At 71.1% G+C, this 1,841-nt stretch carries 2 protein-coding genes; both read right to left on the minus strand.

Annotated features, from left to right (window positions below; genetic code table 11):
• Positions 1 to 724, minus strand: a 724-nt coding sequence (locus tag D472_RS0118010; protein WP_017605866.1) for an acyl-CoA dehydrogenase family protein, incomplete at its 3' end; no start/stop codon positions are given.
• A partial coding sequence (locus tag D472_RS25885; RefSeq protein WP_017605867.1) for a biotin/lipoyl-containing protein occupies positions 721 to 1,841 on the minus strand: 1,121 nt, incomplete at its 5' end. The genes D472_RS0118010 and D472_RS25885, both read right to left, overlap by 4 nt.

Below are 1,841 nucleotides of genomic sequence, written 5' to 3' on the forward strand. Positions count from 1 at the left end.
GCCCGGCGAACAGCTGGAGGAGCCCGGCATCGGGGTCACCGACCAGGGCGTCGGCGGGAAGGCGGACGTCGTCCATGAACAGCTGGAACTGGTGGTCGGGGCTGACGATGTCCATTTCGATCCGCCGGGCCTCGAAACCGGGGGTTCCGGTGGGGACCACGAACAGTGCGGCGGACAGGCGCCCGGTGTCGGTGTCCTCGATACGGCCGACCACGAGTACGGCGTCGGCGACGTCGACCCCGGAGATGAAGGTCTTGCGGCCGTTGAGGATCCACTCATCGCCCTCACGGCGAGCGGTGGTGGTGATGCGGTGGGAGTTGGAACCGGCGTCGGGTTCGGTGATGCCGAAGGCCATGATGGTCTCGCCACTGGCCAGCCCGGGCAACCAGCGCAGTCGCTGTTCGGGGGTACCGAAGCGGGACAAGACGGTGCCGCAGATGGCCGGGGAGACCACCAGCATCAGGGTGGGACAGCCTCCGGCGCTGAACTCCTCCATGACGGCGGCCAGGTCACCGATGCCACCGCCGCCGCCGCCGTACTCCTCGGGGATGTTCACGCCGAGGTAGCCGAGTTCGCCCGCTTCCTTCCACAGTTCGGTCAGGTGGGTGCCCTCCTCGGCCTTGGCCCGGGTGTACTCGGGGCCGTAGCGGGAGGCCAGTCCGGCGACGGCGGCCCTCAATTCGACGCGCTCGGATGGTTCGTTGAAGGTCATGGCAGCGGTCACGGGTTCGCCCCTTCCCCGGTGGTGTCTTCGGTGGTCTCTTCTTCCAGGGCGTAGTCGAGAACGGCCAGGGGGGCGCCGGCGCCCACCCGCTCCCCCGCCGCCACGGGCAGTTCTCGCACGGTCCCCTCCGCCGGAGCACTGACTCGGTGCTCCATCTTCATGGCCTCCATGCGCAGCAGGGTCTGGCCCTGGCTCACTCGTTGTCCCACCTCGACGTCCACGGCGGTGACGGTGCCGGGCATGGGGGCGGGCAGCGCACCGGGGTCGATCTTGGACTCGGGGGCGGGCAAGGGGTCGACCGGGGCCAGGGCGACCGTGCCGAGGGAGGACTCCACGTACACCGTCGCCGGTGTGTGCGGCCCCGCCGCAACGGGATGGACCTCCAAGGCGCGACGCACGCCCTTCACCTGGAGCACGACCAGGTCGGCGGCGGCCGACAAGACCCGCACCCCTTCCTGTTCGGGTGAGTGACTGCCGCGCACCGAGTGGAAGGTGGAGGTGATCTCCCGACCGTCGTCCGTGGTGTGCCGACGGGTGTGCGGGGCGGAGGGCACGTTGCGCCAGCCGGCGGGGACACCCGAGGGGACGGTGGCGCCGTTCCTGGAGGCCTCGAACGAGGCCAGTGACGCGGCCAGGGCGGCCAGGTCCTCGGTGGCGGGGTCGGCCAGCGGCAACGCCAGTTCGGTGAGCCGTTCGCCGGTGAGGAAGCCGGTGTGCAACCCTTCAGGGCGGACTTCGGCGCCGAGCATGTCGGGGTGGCGCAGGGAACGCACGAGCAGGTCGCGGTTGGTCCCCACCCCGTGCAGGCGGGCATCGGCCAACGCGGCCGACAGACGACGCAGTGCGTCGCGCCGGTCACGGCCCACGGCGATGACCTTGGCCAACATCGGATCGAAGTCGGTGCCGACCTCGTCGTCCGGTTCCACCCCGTGGTCCAAGCGCACCCCGGGCATGGTGAGCGGGGCGAAGGAGACGTCGGCGGCGGGCACGTCGAAGACGTGCAGGGTGCCGGTGCGGGGTCGCCAGTCGTTGCGGGGATCCTCGGCGTACAAACGGGCCTCGATCGCGTGCCCGCTGGGGGCGGGCGGGCCTTGTTCGGGGAGCGGCTCCCCCCCCC

The organism is Nocardiopsis alkaliphila YIM 80379, from assembly GCF_000341005.1.
GTDB classification, from domain to species: domain Bacteria; phylum Actinomycetota; class Actinomycetes; order Streptosporangiales; family Streptosporangiaceae; genus Nocardiopsis; species Nocardiopsis alkaliphila.